At 73.1% G+C, this 23,608-nt stretch carries 20 protein-coding genes and 7 tRNA genes; 16 read left to right on the plus strand and 11 right to left on the minus strand.

Annotated elements, in window-relative coordinates:
* The first annotated feature begins 213 nt into the window (after nt 1-213).
* The 8 genes from OG373_RS30835 (at nt 214) to OG373_RS30870 (ending at nt 11,015) form a co-directional block, all read left to right on the plus strand.
* Nucleotides 214-1,269 (plus strand): methionine ABC transporter ATP-binding protein, encoded by a 1,056-nt coding sequence (locus tag OG373_RS30835; RefSeq protein WP_398673483.1) that lies wholly within the window; start codon nt 214-216, stop codon nt 1,267-1,269.
* A complete protein-coding gene (locus OG373_RS30840; protein WP_397738028.1) occupies nt 1,266-1,934 on the plus strand; it encodes a methionine ABC transporter permease in 669 nt (222 codons plus the stop codon). The genes OG373_RS30835 and OG373_RS30840 overlap by 4 nt, the downstream gene beginning before the upstream one ends.
* A 93-nt stretch (nt 1,935-2,027) precedes the next feature.
* The gene (locus OG373_RS30845) at nt 2,028-2,891 is read left to right on the plus strand and encodes a MetQ/NlpA family ABC transporter substrate-binding protein (RefSeq protein ID WP_405441598.1); all 864 of its coding nucleotides are present in this window, start codon (nt 2,028-2,030) and stop codon (nt 2,889-2,891) included.
* Nucleotides 2,892-3,127: 236 nt separating this feature from the next.
* Nucleotides 3,128-3,826, plus strand: a complete 699-nt coding sequence (locus tag OG373_RS30850) for a GNAT family N-acetyltransferase (RefSeq protein ID WP_405441600.1) — start codon at nt 3,128-3,130, stop codon at nt 3,824-3,826.
* A 92-nt stretch (nt 3,827-3,918) separates the two neighbouring features.
* Complete coding sequence (gene cbiE, locus OG373_RS30855) at nt 3,919-5,118, plus strand: precorrin-6y C5,15-methyltransferase (decarboxylating) subunit CbiE (RefSeq protein ID WP_405441601.1); 1,200 nt, start codon at nt 3,919-3,921, stop codon at nt 5,116-5,118.
* A 272-nt stretch (nt 5,119-5,390) separates the two neighbouring features.
* A complete protein-coding gene (cobT, locus tag OG373_RS30860) occupies nt 5,391-8,561 on the plus strand; it encodes a nicotinate-nucleotide--dimethylbenzimidazole phosphoribosyltransferase (RefSeq protein ID WP_405441602.1) in 3,171 nt (1,056 codons plus the stop codon).
* Between the two features lie 357 nt (nt 8,562-8,918).
* Entirely contained in the window at nt 8,919-10,154 is a 1,236-nt protein-coding gene (gene cobA, locus OG373_RS30865; protein WP_405441603.1) for a uroporphyrinogen-III C-methyltransferase, read from the plus strand.
* A 42-nt stretch (nt 10,155-10,196) separates the two neighbouring features.
* Nucleotides 10,197-11,015 carry a TrmH family RNA methyltransferase gene (locus tag OG373_RS30870; protein WP_405441604.1) on the plus strand — a complete coding sequence of 273 codons (819 nt, stop codon included), beginning with the start codon at nt 10,197-10,199 and terminating at the stop codon, nt 11,013-11,015.
* Nucleotides 11,016-11,020: 5 nt separating this feature from the next.
* On the opposite strand, the gene OG373_RS30875 is transcribed toward OG373_RS30870, so the two are convergent.
* Nucleotides 11,021-12,235 (minus strand): serine/threonine-protein kinase, encoded by a 1,215-nt coding sequence (locus tag OG373_RS30875; RefSeq protein ID WP_397739691.1) that lies wholly within the window; start codon nt 12,233-12,235, stop codon nt 11,021-11,023.
* Nucleotides 12,236-12,762: 527 nt separating this feature from the next.
* On the opposite strand from OG373_RS30875, the gene OG373_RS30880 reads away from it, so the two are divergent.
* Complete coding sequence (locus tag OG373_RS30880) at nt 12,763-12,972, plus strand: hypothetical protein (protein ID WP_372453106.1); 210 nt, start codon at nt 12,763-12,765, stop codon at nt 12,970-12,972.
* 223 nt (nt 12,973-13,195) lie between these two features.
* Here the strand turns inward: OG373_RS30880 and OG373_RS30885 are convergent.
* The 5 genes from OG373_RS30885 to OG373_RS30905 form a co-directional block, all read right to left on the minus strand.
* A tRNA-Val gene (locus OG373_RS30885) sits at nt 13,196-13,267 on the minus strand.
* A gap of 42 nt (nt 13,268-13,309) precedes the next feature.
* A tRNA-Val gene (locus OG373_RS30890) sits at nt 13,310-13,381 on the minus strand.
* Between the two features lie 19 nt (nt 13,382-13,400).
* A tRNA-Val gene (locus OG373_RS30895) sits at nt 13,401-13,472 on the minus strand.
* Between the two features lies 1 nt (nt 13,473).
* Nucleotides 13,474-13,547, minus strand: a tRNA-Cys gene (locus OG373_RS30900).
* A 39-nt stretch (nt 13,548-13,586) separates the two neighbouring features.
* Nucleotides 13,587-13,659 (minus strand) — tRNA-Gly (locus tag OG373_RS30905).
* A 180-nt stretch (nt 13,660-13,839) separates the two neighbouring features.
* Between OG373_RS30905 and OG373_RS30910 the strand changes: the two genes are divergently transcribed.
* Genes OG373_RS30910 through OG373_RS30920 form a run of 3 tightly spaced genes read left to right on the plus strand, consistent with a single transcriptional unit; the run spans nt 13,840 to nt 16,625 of the window.
* On the plus strand, nt 13,840-14,922 hold the full coding sequence (locus tag OG373_RS30910) for a chorismate-binding protein (protein WP_405441606.1): 1,083 nt from the start codon (nt 13,840-13,842) through the stop codon (nt 14,920-14,922).
* Nucleotides 14,919-15,740 carry an aminotransferase class IV gene (locus OG373_RS30915; protein WP_405441607.1) on the plus strand — a complete coding sequence of 274 codons (822 nt, stop codon included), beginning with the start codon at nt 14,919-14,921 and terminating at the stop codon, nt 15,738-15,740. The genes OG373_RS30910 and OG373_RS30915 overlap by 4 nt, the downstream gene beginning before the upstream one ends.
* Nucleotides 15,741-15,800: 60 nt before the next feature.
* On the plus strand, nt 15,801-16,625 hold the full coding sequence (locus OG373_RS30920) for a GNAT family N-acetyltransferase (RefSeq protein WP_405441609.1): 825 nt from the start codon (nt 15,801-15,803) through the stop codon (nt 16,623-16,625).
* Nucleotides 16,626-16,643: 18 nt separating this feature from the next.
* On the opposite strand, the gene OG373_RS30925 is transcribed toward OG373_RS30920, so the two are convergent.
* Nucleotides 16,644-17,144, minus strand: a complete 501-nt coding sequence (locus tag OG373_RS30925; protein ID WP_405441611.1) for a DsbA family protein — start codon at nt 17,142-17,144, stop codon at nt 16,644-16,646.
* Between the two features lie 176 nt (nt 17,145-17,320).
* On the opposite strand from OG373_RS30925, the gene OG373_RS30930 reads away from it, so the two are divergent.
* Complete coding sequence (locus OG373_RS30930; RefSeq protein WP_405441613.1) at nt 17,321-17,782, plus strand: hypothetical protein; 462 nt, start codon at nt 17,321-17,323, stop codon at nt 17,780-17,782.
* A 236-nt stretch (nt 17,783-18,018) separates the two neighbouring features.
* On the opposite strand, the gene OG373_RS30935 is transcribed toward OG373_RS30930, so the two are convergent.
* Nucleotides 18,019-18,639 carry a CGNR zinc finger domain-containing protein gene (locus OG373_RS30935; protein WP_405441614.1) on the minus strand — a complete coding sequence of 207 codons (621 nt, stop codon included), beginning with the start codon at nt 18,637-18,639 and terminating at the stop codon, nt 18,019-18,021.
* 202 nt (nt 18,640-18,841) lie between these two features.
* Nucleotides 18,842-19,255 carry an SsgA family sporulation/cell division regulator gene (locus OG373_RS30940; RefSeq protein WP_030011909.1) on the minus strand — a complete coding sequence of 138 codons (414 nt, stop codon included), beginning with the start codon at nt 19,253-19,255 and terminating at the stop codon, nt 18,842-18,844.
* A 177-nt stretch (nt 19,256-19,432) separates the two neighbouring features.
* Here OG373_RS30940 and OG373_RS30945 point away from each other — a divergent pair, with 177 nt between their 5' ends.
* Complete coding sequence (locus tag OG373_RS30945) at nt 19,433-19,915, plus strand: TIGR02611 family protein (RefSeq protein ID WP_405441616.1); 483 nt, start codon at nt 19,433-19,435, stop codon at nt 19,913-19,915.
* A 46-nt stretch (nt 19,916-19,961) separates the two neighbouring features.
* A tRNA-Val gene (locus tag OG373_RS30950) sits at nt 19,962-20,033 on the plus strand.
* 76 nt (nt 20,034-20,109) lie between these two features.
* Here OG373_RS30950 and OG373_RS30955 read toward each other — a convergent pair.
* Nucleotides 20,110-22,440 carry an SCO7613 C-terminal domain-containing membrane protein gene (locus OG373_RS30955; protein ID WP_405441617.1) on the minus strand — a complete coding sequence of 777 codons (2,331 nt, stop codon included), beginning with the start codon at nt 22,438-22,440 and terminating at the stop codon, nt 20,110-20,112.
* Between the two features lie 151 nt (nt 22,441-22,591).
* Between OG373_RS30955 and OG373_RS30960 the strand changes: the two genes are divergently transcribed.
* Nucleotides 22,592-22,663: transfer RNA gene (locus OG373_RS30960), tRNA-Val, on the plus strand.
* 62 nt (nt 22,664-22,725) lie between these two features.
* Here OG373_RS30960 and OG373_RS30965 read toward each other — a convergent pair.
* Nucleotides 22,726-23,451: a 3'-5' exonuclease gene (locus tag OG373_RS30965; RefSeq protein ID WP_405441619.1), complete on the minus strand. Its 726-nt coding sequence runs from the start codon at nt 23,449-23,451 to the stop codon at nt 22,726-22,728.
* Between the last annotated feature and the right edge of the window lie 157 nt (nt 23,452-23,608).

The raw sequence follows: 23,608 nt of genomic DNA on the forward strand, positions 1-23,608 counted from the left end.
GCGCCTTCTGAGGGCCCCTTCCTGAGCCTCGCGCCCCGAAGCGAGACCAGTCGCGCCAGTGCCTCGTCACCTGATGAACAGCACGGCTCGTTCCTGCCCCGCGCACGCGTCGACGCCATCGTTTTCTGACGGTTCGTCCCGTATCGCGTCCCAGATTGTTTGCCCCGTGCCGGCACCCCGCTGCGCCGCGCACTCGACAGCGACGGAAATCCTGTGATCACCACATCGGGCCTCACGAAGGTCTACCAGTCCCGTGGCCGTGAGGTCACCGCCCTGGACGGCGTCGATCTCCACGTCCGCGAGGGCGAGGTCTACGGCGTCATCGGCCAGAGCGGCGCGGGCAAGTCCTCCCTGATCCGCTGCGTCAACCTGCTGGAGCGCCCCACCACCGGCACGGTGACCGTCGACGGCGTCGACCTCACCGCCCTCGCCGGCCGCGGCCGCCGCGCGGGCAAGGAACTCCGCGAGGCCCGCAGCCGCATCGGCATGGTCTTCCAGCACTTCAACCTGCTGTCCTCGCGGACCGTCCAGGCCAACGTCGAGCTGCCCCTGGAGATCCTCGGCGTCTCCGGCCGCGAGCGCTCCCGCAAGGCCCTCGAACTCCTCGACCTGGTAGGCCTCGCCGACAAGGCCAAGGCCTACCCGACCCAGCTCTCCGGCGGCCAGAAGCAGCGCGTCGGCATCGCCCGCGCCCTGGCCGGCGACCCCAAGGTGCTGCTCTCCGACGAGGCCACCAGCGCCCTGGACCCCGAGACCACCCGCTCCATCCTCCAACTGCTGCGCGACCTCAACCGGCAGCTCGGCCTCACCGTGCTGCTCATCACGCACGAGATGGACGTGGTCAAGTCGGTCTGCGACTCGGCCGCCCTGATGAAGAACGGCCGGGTCATCGAGTCCGGCACCGTCGCCGAGCTGCTCGCCACCCCCGGCTCCGAGCTCGCCGGTGAACTCTTCCCGGTCACCGGCACCGCCACCGGCCCCGACCACACGGTCGTCGACGTCACCTTCCACGGCGAAGCGGCCGTCCGGCCGGTCATCTCGCAGCTCTCGCGCACGTACAACATCGACATCTCGATCCTCGGCGCCGCGATGGACACCGTCGCGGGCCGGCAGATCGGCCGCATGCGCATCGAACTGCCCGGTGGCTACGAGGACAACGTGGTGCCCGTCGGCTTCCTGCGCGAGCAGGGCCTCCAGGTCGACATCGTCGAGAGCGCCGCAGACGCCGACACCGAATTCGCCGCGCTGGTCAAGGATGGTGCCAAGTGACCTGGTCCGAAATGCAGCCCCTGCTCACCCAGGGCACCTACGACACCCTCTACATGGTGCTGTGGTCCACCCTGGTGACCGTACTCGGCGGCCTGCCCATCGGCATCCTGCTGGTCCTCACCGACAAGGGCGGCCTGCTGCAGAACCAGCCGCTCAACAAGGTCCTCGGCGTGATCGTGAACATAGGCCGCTCGCTGCCGTTCATCATCCTGCTGATCTTCCTGATCCCGGTCACCACCGCGGTCGTCGGCACGTTCATCGGCCCCACCGCCATGATCGTCCCGCTGGCCATCGGCGCCGTCCCCTTCTTCGCGCGGCTCGTCGAGACGGCCGTGCGCGAGGTGGACCACGGCCTGATCGAGGCCGTCGAGTCCATGGGCGGCGGCATCCCGACCCTGGTCGGCAAGGTGCTCCTCCCGCAGGCCCTGCCCTCGCTGGTCGCCGGTGTCACCACCACCGTCATCACCCTCGTCGGCTACTCGGCCATGGCCGGCGCCGTCGGCGGCGAAGGGCTCGGTTCCAAGGCCATCACCTACGGCTTCCAGCGCTTCGAGACCGGCTTCATGGTCGCCACCGTCGTGGTCCTGATCGTTCTCGTCACGGTGATCCAGCTGCTCGGCGACGGCGTGGTGCGACTCCTCGCCCGCCGCGGCCGGACCGCCTGAAAAGACTTTCCCCCCTCAATGAGCCCGCACTTGTCGTGCTTGGGCCACCACCAGCAAGTCATCGGTACTTGTTCAGCAAGAAAGGCACTCTTCGTGCGTAAGAACATCAAGCTCACCGCCCTCGCCGCCTCGGCCACCGCGCTCGCCCTCGGCCTCACCGCCTGCGGCAGCTCCTCGGACCCGTCCTCGGCCAAGACGGACGGCGGAAAGACCGACGAGAGCAAGCCCCTCGTCATAGCGGCCTCCCCGAGCCCGCACGCCGACATCCTGAACTTCGTCAAGGACAAGCTCGCGGCCAAGGAAGGCCTCACGCTGGAGGTCAAGGAGTTCACGGACTACGTCCTGCCGAACACCGCCACCGAGCAGGGCCAGGTCGCCGGCAACTACTTCCAGCACAAGCCGTACCTCGACGACTTCAACAAGAAGAACAACACGCACGTCGTGCCCGTCGTGAACGTGCACCTGGAGCCCCTCGGCCTCTACTCCAAGAAGATCAAGGCCATCGGTGACATCAAGGCCGGCCAGACCATCGCCGTCCCCAACGACACCACCAACGAGGGCCGCGCGCTCCAGCTGCTCGCCGCCAACAACCTGATCACCCTCAAGGAGGGTGTCGGCACCAGCGCCAAGCTGTCCGACATCACCGACAAGAAGGGCCTGGAGTTCAAGGAGCTGGAGGCCGCCACGGTCCCGCGCGCCCTGAACGACGTGGACGCCGCGATCATCAACGGCAACTACGCCCTGGAGGCCAAGCTGTCGCCCGCCAAGGACGCGCTGATCCTGGAGAAGGCCGAGGGCAACCCCTACGCCAACTTCCTCGCGGTCAAGGACGGCAGCCAGAACGACCCGCGGGTCCAGAAGCTGGCCAAGCTCCTGAACTCCGACGAGGTCAAGAAGTTCATCGAGGAGAAGTACCAGGGCTCGGTCATCCCGGCCTTCGGCACCCCCGCCTCCTGAACCAGGCCCTCCTGAGCCGGTTCCGGCTCGACCGGTCATGAATCTCGGCCCCGCACGCCCCTGACGGAGTGCGGGGCCGAGCTCTGCCCGCTTCCGGGCAACCCGGCCCTGCACATCACCGGGTCGATGCTGCATGCTGTGGCCTACGACCCGCATTCCCGGTCCCGCACGAACGGTCCCGCACCGCGGTCGCATCGCAACACGGTCGCACCACGGTCTCAGGCATGGAGCTGCGCATGACTACCACCTTCCCGGACGTCACCATCAGCACGGACCGGCTGGTGCTGCGCCCCTTCGAGGAAGAGGACGTCACCGCGCTCACCGAGATGATGAACGACGAGCACGTGATCGCCTGGACCAGCGCGCCCCACCCCTACACCCCCGCCGAAGCGCACGCCTGGGCCACCCGGCACTCCCACACCGAACGCACCGAGGGCCGCGGCATCGTCTTCGCCGTCACCGAGTTCCTCACCCAGCGCCTCGTCGGCATCGTCCACCTCCAGAGCACCAACTGGCGCACCCGCGCCACCGAGGTCGGCTACGTCACCGCTCCCTGGGCCCGCGGCGAGGGCTACGCCAGCGAATCCGTCCTCGCCGTCGCCCAATGGCTCTTCCGCGACCAGGGATTCGAGCGGCTCGAACTGCGCACCGCCGCCGACAACACCGCCTCGCAGCAGGTGGCGCAGAAGATCGGCTGCATCAGCGAGGGCGTCCTGCGCAACGCGTGGATAGTGCGTACGCAGACGGCCGACGGCGGCTGGGCCGACACGCGTACCGACCTCATCGTCTGGAGCCTGGTCCCCGAGGACCTCGACGAGAGCGACGGCTACGACGGGTACGACAGCTTCGACAGCTACGACGGATACGCCCGCAGCTCCGCCTTCCCGCAGCGCGCCGACGCGAGCGGCTACCGCGTCGGCGCCGACTGGAAGTGAACCGATGACCGGGTAGTCTCACCGTGCCCGCGCCCCCGCCCGTGCCCTCCGGACGAAGCTTCACCCCACCCCAGACCAGGAGACTGACGACGATGGCCGACCGGGTCACGGTGATCGGCTGGGACGGTTCGCCCCTGACCGCGGGCGCCCGGTCCGCGCTCTCCGCCGCCACCCTCGTGGCCGGCGCCGCCCACCACCTCGCCCTCCCCGAAGTGCCGCCCACCGCCGAACGCATCCGCCTGGGCAGCCTCGGCCTCGCCGCGCGCCGCATCGCCGGCCACCGCGGCACGGCGGTGGTCCTCGCCGACGGCGACCCCGGCTTCTTCGGCGTCGTACGCACCCTGCGCGCCCCGGAGCACGGCCTGGAGGTCGAGGTCGTCCCGGCCGTCTCCTCCGTGGCCGCCGCCTTCGCCCGCGCCGGGATGCCCTGGGACGACGCCCAGGTCGTCGTGGCCCACCCCCGCACCCTGCGCCGCGCCGTCAACGTGTGCCGCGCCCACGCCAAGGTCGCCGTGCTCACCTCACCCGGCGCCGGACCCGCGGAACTGGCCCTGCTCCTCGAAGGAGTTCACCGCACCTTCGTCGTCTGCGAGGAACTCGGCACCGACCGCGAACAGGTGAGCGTCCTCACCTCCGACAAGGCCGCCGACCACAGCTGGCGCGACCCGAACGTCGTCATCGTCATCGGCGGCGGGGGACCGGCACCCGCCGACGCCGGCTGGCTGTTCGGCCAGAGCGCCGCCCGGTCGACCGACCGCGGCTGGGCGAGGCCCCGCCCGGACGCGGGCGAGGGCGAGTCCACACAGCTGCGCGCGGCCCAACTGGCCCGCCTCGGCCCGCGCACCGGCGACCTCGTCTGGGACATCGGCGCCGGATCCGGCGGCGTGGCCGTGGACGCGGCCGCCCTCGGCGCCGCCGTCATCGCGGTGGACGCCGACCCGGCCGCCTGCGACCGCGTAACTGCCGCCGCCCGCAAGCGAGGAGTGCAGGTCCAGGTCGTCGCCGGGCGCGCACCGCACGTACTGGAGAACCTGCCCGAGCCCGACGTCGTCCGCGTCGGCGGTGGCGGCGCGCCCGTCGTCGCGGCCGTCGCCGAACGCCGCCCCGAACGGATCGTCAGCCACGCCTCCACCCGCGACGAGGCGGAGGCGATCGGCAGGGCACTCACCGAACACGGTTACGCCGTCGAGTGCGCGCTGCTCCAGTCCGTCGCCCTGGACCCCCGCACCTGGGCCGAACAGGACCGTTCCGTGGTGTTCCTCCTGGCAGCGGAACGACCCGCCACGCGCTGAGACGAGGGCCGGGGTAGGCTGGCCGATCGTCGTACACCCCGGACGATTCGGGCATCGCGACACTGCCTGGACGCGCGACGTGGCGCAGTCCACAGAGGACCGTGACGGTTATGGCCGCCACGATCGCCGACGGGCGCGACAATGCTTACTGGTTGTCGTGCAGGCGTATGCGAGACGAGCTCGTCGCACCGCAACCCCGCAGGCAAACCGCACGGCGGCCCCGTGGGCGACCGGGCGATCGAAGAGGCAACACCGATGGGCGAGGGGTAAGCATGACTGACACCGGCCAGGTCCCGGGCGAGGGTCACCCGGACAACGCGGGCATGGTGGATCAGCAGGGCGTCCCCGCTCCGGTCCAGATCCCGGCACCGATCCCCGCTGGCTACGCCTTCCAGGACCTCATGGACAACCCGGCCGAGCCGGAGGACGAGGAACTGCTGCTGATGCCGAGCGGCCAGGGTGCGTGGAGCGACCCGCAGGTCGTCCCGCCGGCCCCCGTCTTCCCCGCGCCGTCCCCGCTCGACGGCCCGCCGATGTACACGGACCTGTCCTACGGCGCCGAGCCCTCCTACCCCGAGGCCCCGGCACCTGCCCCGTACACCGAGTTCCCCCCGCCGGTGTTCCCCGACGGCGGCTACAGTGCGGGCGCGCACGAGACGGGCGGCCGTGACTCCGGCGCGCTCGACCTCGGCGGGCTCGTCGTCCCGCCGCCGGCGGCCCCCGCCGCCCCGGTGGCTCCCGCGGCCCCCGTCCGGCGCCCGCTGCACATGGGCCCGCCCATGCCCGAGGCCACCGGCGGAGTCGTACGGTCCCTCGCGGACCGCGGCCCGGCCGCGGCGCCCGCCCAGGCCGCTCCGACGGCCGCCGTGAGCACCCCGGTGGCGCCCGTCCCGCTGCGCCAGGCGGGGCCCCCGACCACCGGGCCCGAGTACCTGGACATCCCGCGCGCGGAGGCCGCCCCGGGCGAGATCCCGCCGCAGGCCGGGGCCCCGTGGACGCCGGAGCCGGTGGCAGAGCCCGCCCAGGCCCCTGCGGAGCCGGAGCCGGCCCCCGCAGAAGCGGTGGTCCAGCCCGAGCCGGTGGCGGCCGAGCCCGTTCACCCCGAGCCCGTCCACCCCGAGCCCGTCCACCCCGAGCCCGTCCGGCCCGAGCCCGTCGCGGTCGAGCCGCAGCCGCAGCCGGAGCCGGTCGCGGTGGAGCCCGCCGCGGTCGAGCCGGTGGCCGTCGAGCCGGTGGCCGTCGAGGCCGAGCCGGAGCCGATGGCCCCAGCGGAGCCGGTGGCGGCCGCCGTGGCCGAGCCGGTCCAGCCCGAGCCGGTGGCCGTGGAGCCCGTCGCGGTCGAGCCCGAGCCGCAGCCCGAGCCGGTCCTCCCCGTCGAGCCGGTGGCCGTGGAGCCCCGGCCCGAGCCGGTCGTCCCCGCGGAGCCGGTCGTGGCCGTGGCTGCCGAGCCGGTCCTCCCGGAGCCCGTCCCGGAGCCGGAGCCGCTGCCCGTCGTCGAGTCACAGCCCGCGGCCGAGCCGGAGCCCGCGCCCGAGCCCGTCGTGGTCGAGGCGGTGGCCGTGGAGCCGCAGCCCGAGCCGGTGGCCCAGGCCGAGCCGGTGGCCCAGGCCGAGCCGGTGGCCGTAGCGCCCCAGCCCGAGGAAGCCGCCCCGGCGGAGGCCGTCCCGGCGGAGCCGGCCGCCTCCGAGCCCGCCGTCGCGGAACCCGTGGGCGAGGCGGCTCCCGGTTACGCCGACGCCGAGCGCGAGGCCGTCCTGCGCGTCATGCGCGAGCGCCGTGACATCCGCAAGGGCTTCCGAACCGACCCGATCCCGCACGAGGTGCTGCTCCGCGTCCTGGAGGCGGCCCACACCGCGCCCAGCGTCGGCCACTCGCAGCCCTGGGACTTCGTCGTCATCCGTTCCGCCGAGACCCGCCGGACGATGCACGAGCTCGCCCAGCGCCAGCGCGAGGCCTACGCCAAGTCGCTGCCCAAGGGCCGGGCGAAGCAGTTCAAGGAACTCAAGATCGAGGCCATCCTCGACACCCCGGTGAACATCGTCGTCACCGCCGACCCCACCCGGGGCGGGCGCCACACCCTCGGCCGGCACACCCAGCCGCAGATGGCCCCGTACTCCTCGGCCCTCGCCGTCGAGAACCTCTGGCTCGCCGCGCGCGCCGAAGGCCTCGGCGTCGGCTGGGTCAGCTTCTTCGACGAGCGCGAGATGGTCCGCGAGCTCGGCCTTCCCGAACACCTCGAAGTCGTCGCCTACCTCTGCGTCGGCTACGTCGACGAGTTCCCCGAGGAGCCCGAGCTGGCCCAGGCCGGCTGGTCGCAGCGCCGCCCGCTCTCCTGGGTGGTCCACGAGGAGACCTACGGCCGCCGCGCGCTGCCCGGCGAGGAGCCGCACGACCTGCTCTCCGAGACCGTCGCCAGCATCCGCCCGCTCGACGCGAAGGCGCTCGGCGAGGCCTGGGAGCGGCAGAAGCGCATGACCAAGCCCGCCGGCGCCCTGGGCATGCTGGAGATCATCTCCGCCCAGCTGTCCGGTCTCTCCCGGGTCTGCCCGCCGCCGATCCCGGAGCCGGCCGCGGTCGCGATCTTCGCCGGTGACCACGGCGTGCACGCCCAGGGCGTCACCCCGTGGCCGCAGGAGGTCACGACCCAGATGGTCGCCAACTTCCTGGGCGGCGGGGCGGTCTGCAACGCCTTCGCCAACCAGGTGGGCGCCGAGGTCTGCGTGATCGACGTCGGCGTCGCCGGGGACCTCCCCGCCACCCCCGGACTCCTGCCCCGCAAGGTCCGCCCCGGCACGGCCGACCTTTCCACCGGCCCGGCAATGACCCGCGAGGAAGCCGTCGCGGCCATCGAGGTCGGCATCGAGACGGCCCGCGACCTCGTCGCGGCCGGCAACAAGGCCCTCCTCACCGGCGAGATGGGCATCGCCAACACCACCGTCTCCGCGGCCCTGATCTCGGTCTTCACCGGGGTGGACGCGGCGGAGGTCACCGGCCGCGGCACGGGCATCAACGACGAGACGCACGCCCGCAAGGTCGAGGTCGTCCGCCGCGCCCTGGAGCTCCACCAGCCCGACCCGGCCGACCCGATCGGCGTCCTGGCCGCCATCGGCGGCCTGGAGCACGCGGCCATCGTCGGCCTGCTCCTCGGCGGAGCCTCCCTGCGCACCCCGGTGATCCTGGACGGCGTCAGCGCCGGAGCGGCCGCCCTGGTGGCCCGCGCCATCGCCCCCGAGTCGCTGTCGGCGTGCATCGCGGGCCACCGCAGCGCGGAGCCGGGGCACGTCGCGGCCCTGAACAAGCTGGGCCTGCGCCCGCTGGTCGACCTGGACCTCCGCCTCGGCGAGGGCACGGGCGCCCTCCTGGCCCTCCCCCTGGTCCAGAGCGCGGCCCGCGCGATGCACGAGGTCGCCACCTTCGACGCGGCGGGCGTGACGGAGAAGTAGCCTCCGGCGCCGACCGTGGGGGCGGGGACGCTCCGGGATGTCCCCGCAGGTCGAGCGAACCCACCGCCGGTCGGCAGGCCGGTCCGGCGCGGGGTTCGCGAGCCGGGGAGACATCCCGGAGGTGCACCGCCCCACCGCGAAGCCACCCCCAGCCCCGCCGGCGTCTGAGGCGCGGGGTTCGGGGCGGCGCCCCGAACCCCGACCCGCACCCGCCCAGGGCGCCGCAGCCCCCGTCCGCGCCTCGGGACGACCCGAGTCGTATGGTGGACCCGCACTACATAACCGCACGTCAGTACACCGCCGCTCCAGCGTCGCAGCGGCACGCAAGACACCGCCGCCCTCAGGAGCCGCACCGCCATGGCCGACACCCCTGCCTACCCCGTAGGTCTCCGCCTCGCCGGCCGCCGCGTCGTCGTCATCGGCGGTGGCCAGGTCGCCCAGCGCCGCCTCCCCGCGCTCGTCGCGGCCGGCGCCGACGTCCTGCTCGTCTCGCCCTCCGCCACCCCCTCCGTGGACGCCATGGCCGAGACCGGCGAGATCCGCTGGGAGCGCCGCCGCTACCAGGACGGCGACCTCGCCGACGCCTGGTACGCCCTGATCGCCACGCAGCACCGCGACGTCAACGAGCAGGCTTCCGCCGAGGCCGAGCGCGAGCGCGTCTGGTGTGTCCGCGCCGACGACGCCTCCGCCGCCACCGCGTGGACCCCCGCGACCGGCCGCATCGAGGGCGTCACCGTCGCCGTGCTGACCGGCAACGACCCGCGCCGCTCCGCCGCCGTCCGCGACGCCGTGATCGAGGGCCTTCGCGACGGCACCCTCACCGCTCCCGCGCACCGGCACAAGGCCACCCCCGGCGTCGCCCTCGTCGGAGGCGGCCCGGGCGACCCGGACCTGATCACGGTGCGCGGCCGTCGGCTCCTCGCCGAGGCCGACGTGGTCATCGCCGACCGGCTCGGCCCCCGGGACCTGCTCGACGAGCTCCCCCCGCACGTCGAGGTCATCGACGCCGCGAAGATCCCGTACGGCCGGTTCATGGCCCAGGAGGCCATCAACAACGCCCTGATCGAGCACGCCAGGGCCGGCAAGGCCGTGGTCCGGCTCAAGGGCGGGGACCCGTACGTCTTCGGCCGCGGTATGGAGGAGCTCCAGGCCCTCGCCGAGGCCGGCATCGCCTGCACCGTCGTCCCCGGCATCTCCAGCTCCATCTCGGTGCCCGGCGCCGCCGGCATCCCGGTCACCCACCGCGGTGTGGCGCACGAGTTCACCGTGGTCAGCGGGCACGTCGGCCCCGACGACCCGCGCTCGCTCGTGGACTGGGCCTCCCTCGCCAAGCTCACCGGCACCCTGGTGATCCTCATGGGCGTCGACAAGATCGGCCTCATCGCCGAGGCGCTGGTGCGCCACGGCCGCCCCGGGCAGACCCCCGTCGCGGTGATCCAGGAGGGCACCACCGCCACCCAGCGCCGGGTGGACGCCACCCTGGCCACGGTCGGGGAGACCGTGCGCGCCGAGGCGATCCGCCCGCCCGCCGTCATCGTCATCGGTGAGGTCGTCCGCGTCGGAACCCCCGACGTTCCCACCACCAGCGCCTGACAGGCCGTTGGCACCGTACCCAGGACAAGGCAGTATCACCCTGTGGCTGATCTCATCACCATCAACGACCCCGACGACCCGCGCCTGCGCGACTACACGGGCCTGACCGACGTCGAACTCCGGCGCAGGCGCGAGCCCGCGGAAGGCCTTTTCATCGCCGAGGGCGAGAAGGTCATCAGACGCGCCAAGGACGCCGGGTACGAGATGCGCTCGATGCTGCTCTCCGCCAAGTGGGTCGACGTCATGCGCGACGTCATCGACGAACTCCCGGCACCGGTCTACGCGGTGAGCCCCGAGCTCGCCGAGCGCGTCACCGGCTACCACGTGCACCGCGGCGCCCTGGCCTCCATGCAGCGCAAGCCGCTCCCCACGGCCGAGGAACTGCTCTCCACGACCCGCCGGGTGGTGGTCATGGAAGCGGTCAACGACCACACCAACATCGGGGCGATCTTCCGCAGCGCGGCTGCCCTCGGCATGGACGCGGTGCTGCTGTCACCGGACTGCGCGGACCCGCTCTACCGCCGCTCGGTGAAGGTCTCCATGGGCGCGGTGTTCTCCGTCCCCTACGCCCGCCTGGAGGCCTGGCCCAAGAGCCTGGACTCGGTGCGCGAGGCGGGCTTCAAGCTGCTCGCCCTCACCCCGCACGAGAAGGCGACCCCGATCGACGTGGCGGCGCCGCAGTCCCTGGAACGGGTCGCGCTGATGCTCGGCGCCGAGGGCGACGGCCTGTCCACGCAGGCGCTGGTCGCCGCCGACGAGTGGGTGCGGATCCCGATGGCGCACGGGGTGGACTCGCTGAACGTGGGTGCCGCGGCCGCGGTCGCCTTCTACGCGGTGGCCCAGGGCCGCACCGCGTCGTAGGAGCGCTACAGCTTCTGGGCCGCCGCGATGCCCAGCGCGACGATCAGCGTCACCACGACGAACACGATCAGCCGCTGCCGCATCAGCCTCGGGTCCGGCCGTGAGGGCCGCCGGCCCGTCCCCGTCGTCCTGGGGGCCGGGCGGCCGCCCGTGCGGCCCGAGGTCGGCCGTGAGGTCGGGCCGCCGGGGTGCTGCGGGTTGCGGGAGGACGAGGGCCGCGAGTGCGGACCGCTCGGGGACCCGCCCTGGGGCCGGGGCGTGGTGGAGCCGCCCGTACGACGTTCCGTACGCCGCCCGGGGTGGTCCTCGGCCCCGCCGATCCGCTCGGCCTCGGGGAGCCGTCCCGTCGGCCGCTCGACCCGGGCCCGCTGGGCGGGCGGGCGCCCGTCGGAGAGCCCCTGCGCCTCGCGGGCCGCGATCTCCTTGAGCCGCATCGACAGCTGGAGCGTGCTGGGCCGCTCCTCGGGGTCCTTGGCCAGGCAGGCCCGCACCAGGGGCGCCAGTGCGTCCGGGACGCCCTGAAGGTGCGGCTCCTCGTGCACCACGCGGTACAGCATGACCTCGGAACTGCCGTGCCCGAAGGGCGAGTCGGCGGTGGCCGCGTAGGCCAGGGTGGCGCCGAGCGCGAAGACGTCGGTGGCCGGGGTGACGGCGGCGCCGCGTACCTGCTCGGGCGCGAGGAAGCCGGGGGAGCCGACGGCCGTACCCACATGGGTGAGGGTGCTCGCCCCGGTGGCCCAGGCGATGCCGAAGTCGATGATCCGTGGGCCCTTGGGCGACAGGAGGATGTTCGAGGGCTTGAGGTCCCGGTGGACGACCCCGGCCTCGTGGACGGCTACCAGGCCCTCCGAGAGCGCGGCGCCCACGGCGGCGATCTGTGCGGCCGTCAGGGGGCCTTCCTCGGCCACCTTGTCGTGCAGCGAGGGACCGGGTACGTACTGGGTCGCGAACCAGGGCCGCTCGGCCTCCAGGTCCGCGGCCACCAGGCGGGCGGTGCAGCCGCCCCGGATCCGCCGGGCGGCGGACACCTCGCGGGCGAACCGCGAGCGGAACTCCTGGTCCTCGGCCAGATCCGGCCGGATGACCTTGAGGGCGACGCGCTGTCCGCGCCGGTCCGATCCCAGGTAGACCACGCCCATGCCGCCGGCGCCGAGCCGCCGGTGCAGTCTGAACGAGCCGACGACACGCGGGTCCTCGCGCCGGAGCCGCATCATCGCCATGTCCACCCCGCTGACCGGTCATCCTGTTGACGTGGCACAGCTTACGGACCATCCGGCATGCGTGCTCAGAGGCCGCGCCCTCGCCGGGGGATTCGATTGTCAGTGCGGCACAGCACACTTGAGGGAGCGTCGGCACCGCCGCCCGGGGGCGTGTCCGGGATGCTCCGTACCCCCAAGCGTCCTTTGTCCCAAGGGGATTGGCGCCCCAGGGGCGGTCCGGGCGCGTGGTGGCGTGCTCGTACGGGGCCCACAGCCGAGTGGATCTTGTCGGCGGCCGATGGCCGGACACGCGGCAACAGGGAGTGACGGAAGTGAGCGAAGTCACTACCCTCCGGTCATCCCCTCCGGGAAGACCCTCACAGCGGGGGAGCGGTCTCCACCCAGGGGAGTACACGGGGCGGACCCCGTCATCCTCCTGGAGGCCCGGCAATGGGTACGAGGGCATGAGGCCAGGGGCCGCCCGCCCGCCTAGTGTTGAAGACAAGCGGCGGGTGGCGCACTCGTCCCCCGAGGTCACGAGCCCGCCGCTGCCGGACGACAGGGAGAGGACCATGGCGGACATCGCACGGCAGGGACGCAAGGCATTCGCGTTCAACGGCCACGAGTCCGGCACCCGCCACCCACTGGTGGCCGCGGCCATGGTGCTCCCCCTGGCCGCCCTGCTGCTCTTCCTCTTCGGAGGCTTCGATCAGCTGGCGGCACAGGCGTCGTCCGTAGGTCTGATGCTGGGGCGCTGAGCGGCGCCCCAGGTCCGGGAGAGCGGCCCGGACCGGGACATCGGCCTGTCGAACCCCGTGGGGACGGGGGAGAGGCGGACGGACGGCAGGTGAAGGGTGCTGCCCGCACGACTGGGGAGTCGGACGGGCAGCACCCTTTTTCATGCGCTCTTCCATGCCCCGCCCACCCGTGCGGGGTAACGCGAAAGCCCCGGCCGTGAGAACGGCCGGGGCTTTCGGGCGGTGCGCGATACTGGGATTGAACCAGTGACCTCTTCCGTGTCAGGGAAGCGCTCTCCCGCTGAGCTAATCGCGCGGGGTCCACGGCTCGAAAGCCGCAGGTCGTACAGGTGCTGCGTGCGCGATACTGGGATTGAACCAGTGACCTCTTCCGTGTCAGGGAAGCGCTCTCCCGCTGAGCTAATCGCGCGGGGATCCTTGCGGATCAGTGGACGATACTGGGATTGAACCAGTGACCTCTTCCGTGTCAGGGAAGCGCTCTCCCGCTGAGCTAATCGTCCTTGGAGGTGGAGACGGGATTTGAACCCGTGTAGACGGCTTTGCAGGCCGTTGCCTCGCCTCTCGGCCACTCCACCATGGAGCTGCAGGGGTTCTCGGGAAGATCCCCCACTTCGAGCGGACGACGAGACTCGAACTCGCGACATCCACCTTGGCAAGGTGGTGCTCTACCAACTGAGCTACGTCCGCAGGTCACCGTGTTCGCTCCGGGGTTTTGCCCCTTCGCTCCCTGGCGACGTGTTGAACTCTAGCGGATTCCCGGGCCAGCTCAAAAACGCGTTTCCGCAGCGTGCTGCCGCTCGATCACCACAGGTCACCCGCCCGTCACCGCACCGGCGCCGCGTCCTCACCGGTCATAGACTCGCAGCCGTGCACGACCTGCCCCCCATGGCCCGCTTCGGCGGCCTCCTCGCGACCGATCTCCGCGACGTCACCAGCGATCCCGCCGCTCTCGACTCCACCGGCTTCTGGGCGGTGTCCGCCGACTTCGAAGGGCGGCTCGTCTGCGCGCGCTTCGGCGACGTGCGCCGCGAGCCCGTGCCCGCGCCCGTCCCCGGGGCCTGGCGCGGACCCGACCCCGACCGGTGGACCTCCTCGCTGGACCGCGCCGCATACGTGGCCGGCGTACGACGGGTCCGCGAGCACATCGCAGCCGGCGAGGTCTACCAGGCCAACCTCTGCCGGGTGATGTCCGCACCGCTGCCCCACCCGGACCGCGCCGACGTCGACGCGCTCACCGCACTGCTCGCGCGCGGTAACCCCGCACCCTTCGCAGGAACGATTCGCCTGGCCGCGTACGGCGTCGAGATCGCCACCGCCTCCCCCGAGCTGTACCTGCGCCGGTCCGGCCGTCACATCGAGTCCGGCCCGATCAAGGGCACCGGCCGCACCGTCGAGGACCTGCTCCCCAAGGACCACGCCGAGAACGTGATGATCGTGGACCTCGTGCGCAACGACCTCGGCCGGGTCTGCGCGACGGGTTCCGTCGCCGTCCCCGAGCTGTGCGCCGTCGAGGAGCACCCGGGGCTGGTGCACCTCGTCTCCGTCGTCAGCGGCGAGCTCGCCGACGGCGCCGGCTGGCCCGAGCTGCTCGCCGCCACCTTCCCGCCCGGATCCGTCACCGGCGCGCCCAAGTCCTCCGCCCTGCGGATCATCGAGGCACTGGAGACCGCGCCGCGCGGCCCCTACTGCGGAGGCATCGGCTGGGTCGACGCCGACCGGGGCACCGCCGAGCTCGCCGTCGGCATCCGGACCTTCTGGATCGACCGCGAGACCCCCGGTGGCCCCCGTCTGCTCTTCGGCACCGGCGCGGGCATCACCTGGGGCTCCGATCCCGACCGCGAGTGGGCGGAGACCGAGCTCAAAGCAGCCCGCCTGCTGCGGGTGGCCACCGGCCACGAGGTCAGCGGTACCCAGGGGGCGAACGGCACGACCGGAAGGACCGCACCATGAGAATCTGGCTCGACGGAGAGCTGACCGAGGCGGACCGCGCGAAGGTGTCCGTCCTCGACCACGGCCTGACCGTGGGCGACGGCGTCTTCGAGACGCTGAAGGCGGAGCGCGGCCGCGCCTTCGCGCTCACCCGCCACCTGGAACGGCTCACCCGTTCGGCCCGGGGCCTGGGCCTGCCGGACCCCGACCTCGACGAGGTCCGCCGCGCCTGCGCCGCCGTACTGGAGGCCGACCCGGTCGAGCACGGGCGGCTGCGCCTCACCTACACCGGCGGGGTCTCCCCGCTCGGCTCCGACCGCGGGGACGCCGGGACCACCCTGATCGCCGCCGTCGCGGAGTCCGCCCGCCGCCCCGACACCACCGCCGTCGTCACCGTGCCCTGGGTCCGCAACGAGCGCTCGGCCGTGGCCGGGCTGAAGACCACCTCGTACGCCGAGAACGTGGTCGCCCTCGCCGCCGCCCACCGGGCCGGGGCCTCCGAGGCGCTCCTCGCCAACACCCTCGGCCGACTCTGCGAGGGCACCGGCTCGAACGTCTTCGTCGTCCTCGACGGCGAACTGCACACCCCGCCGCTGGTCTCCGGCTGCCTGGCCGGCATCACCCGCGCCCTGATCATCGACTGGGCCGGCGCCAAGGAGACCGACCTGCCCTTCGAGGTGCTGGAGCGGGCCGAGGAGATCTTCGTGACCTCCTCGCTGCGCGACGCCCAGGCGGTGCTGCGGATCGACGACCGTGAGCTGGGGACCGCCCCCGGACCGGTGACCGCCGAGGTGATGCGGATCTTCGAGGTCAAGGCGGCGGCGGACATCGACCCGTAGCGGGCGTCCGGCCGGCAGGAGGACTGTCGCGGCGGCCGCGGGAGGGGTAGAACTCAGGGGATGACCACCACCCTGCGGCCGTCCGGGCCGCTCCAGCACACGGCGGACGGGGCGCGGTCGCGCCCGTACGAGATCCGGGTCAACAGCAGGCGGGTCGGCGCCCTGCTGATCGCGTCCGACACCCCTTTCGGGCCCACGGTCGGGGAGATCCGCGACCTGGCCGTCGAGGACGGGGACCGGCGGCGGGGAAGGGCCACCGTGGCCGCGCTCGCCGCCGAGGAGGTACTGCGCGGCTGGGGCTGCCGCCGGGTCCGCGTGTCGGTGCCGGCGGAATCGGAGGGGGGCCTGTGCATGGCCGAGGCCCTCGGCTACACCGAGTACAGCCGCCACATGGCCAAGGACCTGCCGGCCGAGCCGCCCGCGCTCACCGAGGGGGTCCTCGGCCGGCCCATGACGGACGCCGAGTACGAGGTCTGGCACGCGGCGGCCGTCGACGGCTACGCCGAGAGCTGGCGCAGCCGCGGCATGTCCGCCGAGGCCGCCCGCGCCAAGTCGGTGGCCGACCACGAGAGCCGACTGCCCCGGGGCCTGGCGACCCCGGACGTCACCTTCGTCGTCCTGGAGGCGGCCGACGTGCCCGTCGGCAATGTGTGGCTCGCGCCGCACGGGGAGGGCTCGTACATCTACGACATCGAGGTGCGGGCCGAGCACCGGGGCCGCGGGCACGGCCGCGACCTGATGCTGCTCGCCGAGCGCGCGGCCCTCGCCGAGGGGTACCGCCGCCTGGCGCTCCACGTCTTCACCGACAACACCCCGGCCCTGCGGCTGTACCAGTCCCTCGACTACCGCCCCACGAACTTCAACTTCGCCAAGGACCTGATCTAGGTCGGGATCCAGGTCGGGCTACGGGGTGTCCGCGAGCAGGCGGTCGGCGATCTCCTCGATGCGGGCGCGCAGACCGTCCTGGCTCTTGCCGCCGTCGAGCCGCTGCCCGTCGATCACGTACGTCGGGGTGCCGGTCACACCGATGGCCTTGCCCTCGGCCTGGTCGGCGTCGACGATCAGGATGTGCCGCCCGTCGATCAGCGCGGTGTCGAACTCCTCGACGTCGAGACCCAGTTCACGCGCCACGTCCAGCAGGACCGGCTCGCCGCGCTCGGCCAGCTCGGCGGTGCGCGCCAGTACGGCCTCCGCGTAGGGCCAGCCCCGGCCCTGCTCCACGGCCTCCTCGGCGGCCTGGGCCGCGGCGAAGGCGTGCTTGTGCTTCTCCAGCGGGAAGTGGCGCAGCCGGATGTCCAGCCGGTCGCCGTAGCGGGCCCGCAGGGCGCGTACGTCGTCCAGGGCGTGGTGGCAGTCCGGGCACTGCAGTTCGCACCAGACGTCGAGGATCACGGAATCGGTCATACGGACAGTCTCCCAGCCCCCGACCGCCCCACCGACCGGGACCCAGGGAGGAGGCGCGACCCGGAGATGTCCCGGAGATCCGTCCGGGGGCGGCTGCGGACCTGGCCGCTGCGGCGGCGGTCGGTGCAGGATGGATAGGGACAGATCGCCGACCCGCCGAGAGTCCGGAGGACCGCATGCTTGCCGAGACCATTTGCTCCGCGGTGTCAGCGGCGGGCCTGGGCCTCGCCGCGGTGACCGCCTACCGCAAGCGCTTCCTCGCCGCGACGCGGATCGCCGCGTACGCCCTGGTGCCGGTCGCCCTGGTGATGACGGGCTTCGTGGAGTGGGTCTCCGGGATGGTCTTCGATCCGACCGTCTGGATCGGCTTCGGGCTGCTGGGGCTGTCCTGGCTGCTCTTCATGACCACCCGGGCCGTCGAGCGCCGCGGCCCGGCCGCCTCCGAGCGCTCCGGGACGCCCGCGAAGTCCGGGAAGTCCCCGAAGAAGGTCACGGGGAGCCCGGTCACCGAGGCCGTCGCCCCGGCCGCTTCCGCGCCGTCCCTGGGCGCCGCCGGAACCGGTTCACGGCCGCAGTCCGCCGCTCCCGCCGACGACTTCTCCGACATCGAGGCCATCCTCAAGAAGCACGGGATCTGACCCCCGATCCGACCCGGGATCGGCCCGGCGAGACCCGCAGAACGCCTCTCGTCCACAAGATCGAGCGAACTCCCGCGCGGATGTTGGCGTGTTGAGGGGCGGACCGTGGTGCCCTGCGCCATCATCGGCCCGACATGTTCGAGACATCGCACGGTGAGCCGCCGGTACCCGCCCCCGTTGTGGAGGAGCCGCGAGGCTGTCTCTTCGCGCTTTCCCAACCGCCCCTGATGATCTTCCTAGCCGTGATCGGCATCCTGCTGCTGCTCGCCGCCGTGCACGATCTCTTCGTGCTCTGACGCCTCCGCGTCGGCCTCCTTGCGCCGGGCCCGGTACGCCGCCACGTGCAGCCGGTTCCCGCAGGTCCGGCTGTCGCAGTAGCGCCGGGAGCGGTTGCGGGACAGGTCCACGAAGGCCCGTCGGCAGTCCGGCGCCTCGCAGCGGCGCAGCCGTTCCTGTTCGCCGGAGACCACGATGAAGGCCAGGGCCATGCCGCCGTCGGCCGCCAGGTGGTCACCCACCGACGCGCCCGGCGCGAAGTAGTGCACGTGCCAGTCGTAGCCGTCGTGGTCGGTCAGCTGCGGGGTGGTGCCGGCCGTGGCCACGAGCTCGTTGATCAGGACGGAAGCCGCACGCGGGTTCGGGGAGGCGAAGACCTGGGCGAACTTCTGGCGCACGGTCCGGACCCCGGCCAGATCGCGGGCGCTGAGCTCGCCGACGTCGCTGATCGAGTATTCCTGGACGAATCCGCGCAGCGCGCCGATGTCCGAGAGCCCGTCGGGCTGGTCGGTCTCGGCCGCGGTGTTCACCAGCGCGACGACGACGTCGAGCGCGCGACGGGTGTCGTGGGGGATCTGCACGGGGTCTCCCTCAGGGGCCGGGCCTGCGGCGACGGGAGGCGCCGCCGCTGCCGCCCGACAATAGCGGGTCCCGCCGAAGCAGACCGGCGCCGTCCTCGCGGGTGGCTTCCGCGGGGACAGCGCCGGCACTGCCGTATGTGGTTGTCGGCCGACCCGCACCGTCGCCCCGAGTCGGACGGTGTCGAGCGGCTGTAGGCCTGGCTCAGCTTTCGGCCAGGATGTGGGAGAGCTCCTTGTCGAGGTCGAAGTGCCGGTGCTCGGTCCCGGGCGGGACCGCGGCGTCCGTCCGCTTGAGGAACGACTCGAGTGCTCGGGCTGGTGCTTCGAGCAGTGCTTCTCCCTCCGGTGAGCTCAGGGCGATGCAGACGACGCCCTGACCGTGGCTGCGGGACGGCCAGACGCGGACGTCGCCGGTACCGGTGGGCCGGTGGAGGCCCTCCGCGAGGAGGTCGCGGGCGAATACCCATTCGACCGTCTCCTCGGCGCCGGTGTGGAAGGTGGCGTGCACGGCGTAGGGGTCGGCCGTGTCATACCGCAGGCCCGCGGGAACAGGCAGTGAGGACTCGCTCGACACAACGAGGCGCAGGTGCAGCTCGCAGCTGACCGTGGTGTTCATAAGCGCCAGGGCCTTTCGCTCAGTGTGCGCTCGGGGATTCGCACGTCGGCGAAATCGACATGCCACCTACGGTGCCGTTGTAAACCCCTCTGACCGTTTTGCGGACCTCTGGGTCCCTCGGACGGCGGATCCAAACCTGCATTCGCGTGTGTATCGAGCTCGGGTAGATTCGACTTCATGAATACGGGGAGTGACCGCGGCGCCCAAGGGTCCGCCGCTGACGAATCCACGCCGGAATCCACCACGGCCGCTTCGGCGGAGGCCGCTGCGGAGGGCACCGCGCAGACGCCGCACGTATCGAAGGCCCCGGCCTTCATCAAGTCCAACAAGAGCCTGCACCTGAGCTGGCAGGTCGGCGTTTTCATCGTCGGCCTCGCCGTGATCGCCGCCGGTGTCGCCATGCTCGTGCTGCCCGGCCCCGGCTGGGTCGCGATCTTCGCGGGCCTGGCGATCTGGGCCACCGAGTTCGCCTGGGCCCACCTCGTGCTGCGCTGGACGAAGCGGAAAGTCACCGAAGCCGCACAGAAGGCGCTCGACCCGAAGGTCCGCCGCCGCAACATCATCCTGACCAGCGTGGGCCTCGTCATCGCGGGCGCGCTGATCGGCTTCTACCTGTGGAAGTACGGGCTCGTCCTGCCCTGGAACCTCAAGGACCAGTGATGGTCGGGGAGCACCGCTGACATGCGGTAATGTTTGCGGTGCGTCCGGGCGATTAGCTCAGTGGGAGAGCACTTCGTTCACACCGAAGGGGTCACTGGTTCGAACCCAGTATCGCCCACCCGGACCAGAGGCCCGGAGACTTCACCGTCTCCGGGCCTCTGGCGTTTCAGGCCCTTCGGCCTCCCGCCCGTCACCTACCGCAGGCGGCCGATCGCGGCCCGCAGCCGGCGCGCGTCGCGCAGGCGCCGCTCGTACGTCGCCCCCACCGCCAGCAGCAGCAGGCCCGCCAGGGCCGGCGGCACCCAGCGCGGCAGGGCGCCCGCCACCTGCACCACGTACGGGGCCAGCTCGTGCAGCGCCACCGCCGCCAGCACCGCGCCGCCCAGCAGCAGCGGAGCCTGCAGCCGCCGCTGCGCGCCCGCCAGGGTCACCGCCAGCGCGGCCACCCCCAGCAGCAGCGGGCGCAGCCAGCCCGGGTCGCCCCAGGCCGCGACCAGGCTCGGCAGCAGCGTCGCCGCCAGGCCCGGGCCGTACGCCGTCCAGGACGAGGCCTGCGGGTCCCGGCGCCGCCGCAGCAGGCCCACCACCAGGGCGGGCACCGTCACCGGCAGCGTGTAGGCCTCCGGCGCGGTCACCCCCGCCTCGGCCAGCCGGACCCAGGTCGCCGCCGCGAACAGCGCGCCCGCCGCCCAGCCCAGCATCCGCCGGTCCGGCCGCACCGCGGCGCCCGCGCAGACCACCCCGGCCAGTGCCAGGACCAGAGCCAGCGTTCCGGCCCGCCCGGCCGACAGGCCCAGCGCCACGACCCCCGCCACGGCCGCCGCGATCTCGACGGGCAGCCGGACCTCGCCGAGCCGCGGCCCGAGCGCCGCCGCCAGCGCCGGGACAGCCAGCACCGGCAGCGCCCACCAGACCACCGCCAGCTCCGCCACGGCGCCCACCGCCACCAGGACGCCCGTGGCGTACCCGACGGCACCCACGGCCGCCGCGGCCCGCACCGGCCGCGGAGCGGGCCCGTACGCCGCTCCAGCCGCGCAAGCGGCGCCCAGCAGCCCCCACACCGCGAAGGTCGCCGTGCGGCCGTCCAGCGCGCCCAGGGACACGTTCGCGGCGCCGACCAGCGCGCACACGGCGGCCGCGATCCGGATCCCGCGCGCCGGGGAGCGCAGGGCGAGCACACCCGCCGCGCCCGTCACCGCGAGCTGCGCGGCGAGCACCGCCGCCACCGGCAGGCCGGGCAGTGCCGGGGCCGCGAACAGCCCCGCCCAGCCCAGGACCACCGCCACCACCACAGGCTCCGGCCGCGACAGCGCCCGCGACAGCCACCAGGCCGCCCCCGCCGAGATCAGCAGGGCGAGCGGCACTGCCGCCCCCGGCCCGTACGGGTCCGGGCCCGGAGTCGTCGCCGCCCACACCTCGCCCAGCACCCGCAACCGCGCCACCAGCGTCGGAACCACCGCGGCACCCGCCAGCACCGCCACCAGGGCCACGACCGCCGCGCCGGCCCGGGCCAGCCCGTGGCGGACCGCCTCCGGGAGCGCGGAGCCCCGTACCGCCGCCAGCAGCGGCAGTGCCAGGAGCAGGTGCACCAGCACCGCCCAGGCCGGGTCCAGACCCGGCCGGGCCACCCCGCCCAGGCCCGCCACCGCGGCCAGGGCGCCCACCAGCGCCGCCACCGAGGCGCGCGGCTCCCGCCAGGCGGCGGCCACGCCGAGGCCTGCGCCCGCCAGAAGCAGCGCCGCCGGGGCCACGGCGGCCGCCTCGGACCCCGCCGACCACGACTGGGCCACCCCGATCAGCAGCGCCCCGGAAGCCGTCACGGCGGCCGGGACCGCCGCCGCCCTGACCCGCAGGGCGAGCGCCGCGTCCAGCGCGGCCGTCGCCAGCAGCGCCCAGCCGAGCGGCATCGGGTCCGGCTGCACGGCCAGCGCCGCCAGCGGCAGCGGGAACTGCGCCGCCAGCACCGCCGCAGGCAGCGGGATCCGCAGCTTCCGCAGGCCTGAGCCGTACCCGGCCCACACCGCCGCCAGCACCGCGGCCGCTCCCGCCGCGTACCCCGTGCCGTCGAGGTCCGGCATGCCGACCGCGTACAGCGCGTACGCGTCGAGCACCGTCAGCAGCAGCCCCACCGCGGCGACCGACTCCGCCGTCGACCGCAACCCGCGGCGCAGCAGCAGTACGGGTGTGCCCAGCGCCGCCGCCGTCACCGCGGCCAGCACCGCCGAGCGGCCGGCGATCCCCATGGACCCCCAGCTGACCAGCGTGAACGCGAGCGCGGCGACGGCCAGCAGCACCGCGCCCAGGGTCAACAGCACGTTCTGCGCGCTCGGGGCCGAGGCCTCCTTCGCGGGCCCGGTGGGCACGGCAGGCCACTGATGGACCGGGGCGGGCGCACCGCCGGGCTGCTGCAGGAGCCGCAGCAGCCAGTCCCGGCGGGCCAGCAAATACAGCCGACGGGCATCGAGTTGAGCCAGCTCGCGGTCGATGAGCGCCAGCTCTTCGGCGGGCGGCAGGGCGGTGTTCATATCCGGAGTGTGGCGGTGGTCACGCAGTCAGGACATGGGTGTGCGTACTCAGATGTGCCCTGAGTAGGTACGTGAGGCGCGTCCGCCGGGCCGGGTCGGGGGAAGCGGTTTGAACCAGCCCCGAGCCTTCTGTATTGTTCAGTGCGTTCCCGGGCGATTAGCTCAGCGGGAGAGCACTTCGTTCACACCGAAGGGGTCACTGGTTCGATCCCAGTATCGCCCACCGGGACAGGCCGGTCCGTCACAGACGGACCGGCCTTCCGTATATTTCGGACACTTGGCGTCCTACGCGGCGGTCGACAGATCCGGCCGCAGCGGCCAGTGCGGATCCACCGCCTCCGGAGTCCCCTGACGGGCGAACCACGCCTGCAGGCCGCGCGCCTGCGCCGCGTGCCACACGGCCTGCAGCGTGTGCAGCTCGGCCGGCGTCAGTCGCTCCAGCCGGGCCGCGAACCGCCGCCCCACCGCCCGCACCAGCTCCAGCGAGGCCATCGCGTCCGCCGCCGCGTCGTGCGCGCCCTCCAGCTCGATCCCGTAGTGCGCGCACAGGTCCGTCAGCGTCCGGCGGCCCTTGCGGTACCGGTCCAGGTGCTTGTCCAGCACCCGCGGATCCAGCACCGTCAGCGGCCGGTTGTCCAGATAGCGCGACAACGAGGACGCCCGGTGCCGGCGCAACTCCCGGTCCAGCAGCGTCAGATCGAACGGCGCGTTCATCACCACCACCGGGCGGCCCGCCACCTGCTGCTCCCCGAGCGACCGGGCTATCTCCTCCACCACCGGCGCCGGCCAGCGCCCGTGACGCTGCAGGTGCTCGTCGGTCAGCCCGTGCACTTCCGTGGCGCCCGCGGGCACCGGAACCCCGGGATTGACCAACCAGCGCGTGGTGCGGACCCGGCCGCCCGCACACTCCTGGACGATGAGCGCGGCGGACACGATCCGATCCTGCTCGACGTCCACCCCGGTGGTCTCCGTGTCGAATGCGGCCAGCGGGCCCTCGTACCAGCGTGTCATGGCGAACTCCTCGTCCCCGAGCGGCGGATGGAGCTTCCTGAACACTCCAGCCCCGCCGCATCGGTGATACCCGGGCTGTTTGCCCCGTACGCCGTTTGCGGGCAGTCGGGTGCGGAGACAACATCCTTGGGGGACCGCACACATGACCGGTCGTCAC

It is taken from the genome of Streptomyces avidinii (assembly GCF_045161815.1).
GTDB lineage: Bacteria > Actinomycetota > Actinomycetes > Streptomycetales > Streptomycetaceae > Streptomyces > Streptomyces avidinii.

Coding starts and splice junctions, on each gene's coding strand:
- OG373_RS30955 (WP_405441617.1), bottom strand. CDS start 22,440: ATGAACACCGCCCTGCCGCCCGCCGAAGAGCTGGCGCTCATCGACCGC.
- OG373_RS30965 (WP_405441619.1), bottom strand. CDS start 23,451: ATGACACGCTGGTACGAGGGCCCGCTGGCCGCATTCGACACGGAGACC.
- OG373_RS30945 (WP_405441616.1), top strand. CDS start 19,433: ATGAATACGGGGAGTGACCGCGGCGCCCAAGGGTCCGCCGCTGACGAA.
- OG373_RS30930 (WP_405441613.1), top strand. CDS start 17,321: ATGCTTGCCGAGACCATTTGCTCCGCGGTGTCAGCGGCGGGCCTGGGC.
- OG373_RS30920 (WP_405441609.1), top strand. CDS start 15,801: ATGACCACCACCCTGCGGCCGTCCGGGCCGCTCCAGCACACGGCGGAC.
- OG373_RS30940 (WP_030011909.1), bottom strand. CDS start 19,255: ATGAACACCACGGTCAGCTGCGAGCTGCACCTGCGCCTCGTTGTGTCG.
- cobT (WP_405441602.1), top strand. CDS start 5,391: ATGACTGACACCGGCCAGGTCCCGGGCGAGGGTCACCCGGACAACGCG.
- OG373_RS30915 (WP_405441607.1), top strand. CDS start 14,919: ATGAGAATCTGGCTCGACGGAGAGCTGACCGAGGCGGACCGCGCGAAG.
- OG373_RS30850 (WP_405441600.1), top strand. CDS start 3,128: ATGACTACCACCTTCCCGGACGTCACCATCAGCACGGACCGGCTGGTG.
- OG373_RS30925 (WP_405441611.1), bottom strand. CDS start 17,144: ATGACCGATTCCGTGATCCTCGACGTCTGGTGCGAACTGCAGTGCCCG.
- cobA (WP_405441603.1), top strand. CDS start 8,919: ATGGCCGACACCCCTGCCTACCCCGTAGGTCTCCGCCTCGCCGGCCGC.
- OG373_RS30875 (WP_397739691.1), bottom strand. CDS start 12,235: ATGGCGATGATGCGGCTCCGGCGCGAGGACCCGCGTGTCGTCGGCTCG.
- cbiE (WP_405441601.1), top strand. CDS start 3,919: ATGGCCGACCGGGTCACGGTGATCGGCTGGGACGGTTCGCCCCTGACC.